This is a genomic window from Liquorilactobacillus uvarum DSM 19971, assembly GCF_001434935.1.
Taxonomy (GTDB): Bacteria; Bacillota; Bacilli; order Lactobacillales; family Lactobacillaceae; genus Liquorilactobacillus; species Liquorilactobacillus uvarum.
On sequence record NZ_AZEG01000045.1, the window covers coordinates 5135 to 9472 of the forward strand.

The 4338-nt window shown below is 39.0% G+C and carries 4 protein-coding genes; all 4 read left to right on the forward strand.

The features are described 5' to 3' along the window. A partial coding sequence (locus FD20_RS11485) for an acetyl-CoA carboxylase biotin carboxylase subunit (RefSeq protein WP_057738683.1) occupies nucleotides 1–1298 on the forward strand: 1298 nt, incomplete at its 5' end. Nucleotides 1299–1316: 18 nt separating this feature from the next. Further along, a complete protein-coding gene (locus FD20_RS11490; protein ID WP_057738685.1) occupies nucleotides 1317–2111 on the forward strand; it encodes a putative hydro-lyase in 795 nt (264 codons plus the stop codon). 14 nt (nucleotides 2112–2125) lie between these two features. After that, entirely contained in the window at nucleotides 2126–2875 is a 750-nt protein-coding gene (locus FD20_RS11495) for a LamB/YcsF family protein (protein ID WP_057738688.1), read from the forward strand. A gap of 31 nt (nucleotides 2876–2906) precedes the next feature. Then, nucleotides 2907–4145 carry an NRAMP family divalent metal transporter gene (locus FD20_RS11500; protein ID WP_057738690.1) on the forward strand — a complete coding sequence of 413 codons (1239 nt, stop codon included), beginning with the start codon at nucleotides 2907–2909 and terminating at the stop codon, nucleotides 4143–4145. Nucleotides 4146–4338: the final 193 nt, after the last annotated feature.

A 4338-nucleotide genomic window follows, 5' to 3' on the forward strand; every position in this document is an offset into this window, starting at 1 on the left:
GAGGTGAAATTGCGGTTCGAATCATTCAAGCATGCCATACACTGGGGTTAGCTACAGTTGCTGTTTATTCAACTGCTGACAAAACAGCACTTCACGTTCAGTTAGCTGATGAAGCTGTCTGCATAGGACCGCCGGAACCGTCTAAAAGTTATTTAAATCAGGAAAATATAATTGAAGCGGCCAAAATGACCAAAGCAAATTTTGTTCATCCAGGATATGGTTTTTTGTCTGAAAATGAAAAATTTGCTCAAAAATGTGAGCAAAATCACCTTGAGTTTATCGGACCGAGTGCAAAAGTTATTGGTTTGATGGGTGAAAAAGCAACGGCACGGCAAACAATGAAAAATGCAGGAGTACCAGTTGTTCCAGGCAGCCCTAGTGGTTTTTTAACACTGAAAGAAGGACTGGATTATGCGAATAAAATTGGTTTCCCGGTGATGTTGAAAGCTAGCGCTGGCGGTGGAGGCAAGGGAATGCGTGTTATCAAAAAAAAGGAAAATTTTGCCGAGGATTTTTCTTTAGCCCAACAGGAGGCACAGCATGCTTTTAATGATGGGGAAATGTATCTTGAAAAGTATCTTCCACATCCGCGTCATATAGAAATTCAACTTATGGCAGACCAGTTTGGAAATGTAATTGCTTTGCATGAACGAGATTGCACACTGCAGCTTAATCACCAAAAGATACTGGAAGAAGCGCCTGCGCTGGCAATCAGCAATTCAACGAGACAAAGAATGTTGGAAGTTTCTGTTCAAGCGGCTAAAGAGATAAACTACGAGGGTGCTGGGACAATGGAATTTCTTTTAGATGATCCTGAAAATTTTTATTTTATGGAAATGAACACCAGGATCCAGGTTGAACACCCAATAACTGAATTAATAACTGACACTAATCTGGTGGAATTGCAGCTGAAAGTAGCCTTAGGGGAAAAACTAACTCTTACACAAGCGAATATAGGTCGTCAGGGTTTTGCTTTGGAATGCAGAATTAATGCCAGAGAAGCAGGAAAAATAACTGTTTTACATTTGCCAAGTGGATATGGTATTCGAGTGGACACTGCTCTATATCAAGGTTACCGAGTACCACCAAATTATGATTCTATGATAGCTAAGGTCATTACATATGGCCATGATCGAAAGAATGCTATTGCTTTGATGAGAACAGCTTTGGATGAGACCGTAATCGGCGGAATTCAAACTAATCTTGATTTTTTAGCACAGCTATTGGATGAACCAGAATATCTCGATAATGAAACTGATGTTAATTGGTTGGAAAAGTTGACGAAAGGGTCTATTTGAGAGAGGAGATGTAGCATAATGTTGAAATCATTAGAAGAATACAGTCCAGTTGAATTGAGACATTTAATTCGTGAAGGAAAATATACTAAGCCTACAAGTGGATTGGCAGCGGGCTACACGCAAGCTAATTTGGTCATTTTACCGAAAGACCTCGCTTACGACTTTTTGTTGTTTACTCAGCGTAATCCTGCACCCTGTCCAGTTTTAGAAGTTAGCGATGCTGGTAGCCGAAAATTAAAAGAATTTGCAAAAGACATTGATCTAGCAAATGATTTTCCCAAATATCGAATCTACCGCAAGGGAAGATTGGATGAGGAAGTGACGAGTGTTGAATCATTTTGGCGTGATGATTTAGTTAGTTTTCTGATTGGATGCAGCTTTTCTTTTGAATCGGAGTTGATTGCTGCTGGGATAGAGGTTCGCAATATCACTCAGAAAGTGAATGTCCCTATGTTTAACACTAATATTCCGCTCAAAAAAGCCGGAAAATTTCACGGAAATATGGTGGTCAGTATGCGACCTATTCCAGAAAAACAGGTCATTAAGGCTGTCAAAGTAACGGCAGCAATGCCGAAAGTACATGGTGCACCTATTCAGATTGGCAGTCCGCAGCATATTGGGATCGCAGACCTTCAAAGGCCGGATTACGGTGATGCTGTTGAAATTAAGCAGGGCGAAGTACCCGTTTTTTGGCCATGTGGTGTTACTCCACAAAACGTAATTATGCAAATCAAACCAGAATTTGTAATCACACATGCACCCGGACATATGCTGATTACAGATGTAAAGAATACAAGTCTCAAATATGAATAAAGGTGGAGTGAACAATGCTGAAAATTGACTTAAATAGTGATTTAGGCGAAAGCTTTGGGCACTATAGTATAGGCAATGATAGTGAAATTATCAATTTGGTAACATCGGTTAACATAGCGTGCGGATTTCATGCCGGCGATCCTGATGTAATGGCACAAACAGTAAGGAAGGCAGAAGCTGCAGGAATTGGTATCGGGGCACATCCAGGTTATTTTGATCTGCAAGGTTTTGGCAGACGGCGAATGAATATGTCTTTAAACGAAGTTCAACATATGATTACCTATCAAGTAGGTGCTTTAACAGCTTTTACCAAAAACAAAAAATTGCATCATGTTAAACCCCATGGTGCCTTATATAATGCTGCTGCACAAGATCATGATTTGGCGCTTGCAATTTGCCGTGGTGTTCAGGTGGTTGATCCAAAATTACCACTGTATGGATTGGCTAATAGTGAATTAATAACCGCAGCGGAAGAAATAGGACTTCCTTATGCACAGGAAGTTTTTGGTGATCGTAATTACGAAGCTGATGGAACTCTGGTTTCGCGCAGCAAACCTAATGCAGTAATACATGATCCGGTGGAGATTGCGGGTCGAGTAATTAAGATGGTTGAGGATCAAGCCGTAGTTGCAATTAATGGACAAAAGGTTCCACTTAAATCGGATTCGGTTTGTGTGCATGGAGACAACCAAGCAGCATTGGCAATTGTAAAAGAATTACGCACCGCTCTAGAAAAAGAAGGAATAAAAGCGAAAACTTTATAGCATTCTATTTTAATGAAAGAAGGAATTCAATATGGGTAATAATCCAAAAAAGAACAACGATATTCCCAATACGATTACCAAACCTAATCGTTCACCTCGAAGTACAGCAATGGGAGCAGCGTTTTTAATGGCAATGGCTGCCGTAGGTCCAGGATTCCTAACACAGACAGCAACTTTTACAGGTCAAATGGGAGCTAATTTTGGTTTTGCTATTTTAATTTGTATTGTTTTTGATATCGTTGTTCAAATGAATGTTTGGCGCATAATTGTTGTTAGTGGTCGTAAAGCACAAACTATCGCCAATGATGTTTTTCCTGGTTTAGGATATATTCTATCAGCGTTAGTAGCAGTCGGAGGATTGTTTTTTAATATCGGAAATGTTGGTGGAGCTGGTTTAGGATTGAATGTTCTTTTCGGAATTTCGCCTGAGAATGGGGCGGTGATTGCAGCTGCTCTGGCATTGATTATCTTCGTGGTTAAGAATGCTTTAGTTGTTATGGACCGTACTGTTCAGATATTGGCTTTTGTTAAAGTAGCTATCTTGGTTTACATTATCTTTGTAATGTCAGTACCTTATGGAACAGCTATTCAACATACTTTTGCGCCAACAAAGATTGATTTTTATTCGATCGTTACGATCGTTGGTGGTACTGTTGGGGGATATATTTCATTTTCAGGAGGCCATCGTCTGATTGAGGGTGGCGTGCGTGGAGAAAAGAATATTAAATATGTTAATGAAGGAGCATTAACGGGAATAGGGATTGCTTCTGTAATACGTGTCTTACTATTTTTAGCAGGACTATCAGTTGTAGTGGCAGGTTACAAGTTAGATCCAACTAATCCAGCAGCTTCGATTTTTAAATACGCAGCTGGCAATTTCGGTTATAAATTCTTTGGGATTCTTTTATTTGCAGCTGGCATGACATCAATTTTGGGATCAACTTTTACTTCAACGTCATTTCTTGATTATGCAGTGAAGAGTAAAGGAGTTAGTTCATATGAGAAGTACCGAAAATATTTGGTTATCGGGTTTATATTAATTTCAACGTTAATCTTTTACTTTGTTGGCAACCCCGCTAAAGTACTTGTTTTTGTCGGCGCGGCCAATGGGTTTGTATTACCTATCTCATTAACTATTCTTTTATTAGCAAGTGGGAGCAAAAAAATAATTGGCAGCTATAAGCATCCTAAGTGGTTAACATACTCTGGGTGGGCGGTTGTATTGTTCATGGCTTTTGCTAGTATTAAAACGATTCTAGGTTTGTTCTAATTTTTATGAAACAAGGTAAATGCTTGAATAATCAAGCTCAATAGTTCAATAGTATAGGGATCCGGGTCAAAAGTTATATTTTGGCCCAGATCTTTATTTTATTGTTTCATTACACAAATGAACATGCTTCAAAACTAATTTTTGATGTTTAGAAACAATAAATAAACGGTTGATTGCGTTTTTGAGTAGAAAA

Excerpts from the sequence above, each read along its gene's own strand:
- FD20_RS11500 (WP_057738690.1), top strand. The coding sequence starts at position 2,907 with ATGGGTAATAATCCAAAAAAGAACAACGATATTCCCAATACGATTACC.
- FD20_RS11495 (WP_057738688.1), top strand. The coding sequence starts at position 2,126 with ATGCTGAAAATTGACTTAAATAGTGATTTAGGCGAAAGCTTTGGGCAC.
- FD20_RS11490 (WP_057738685.1), top strand. The coding sequence starts at position 1,317 with ATGTTGAAATCATTAGAAGAATACAGTCCAGTTGAATTGAGACATTTA.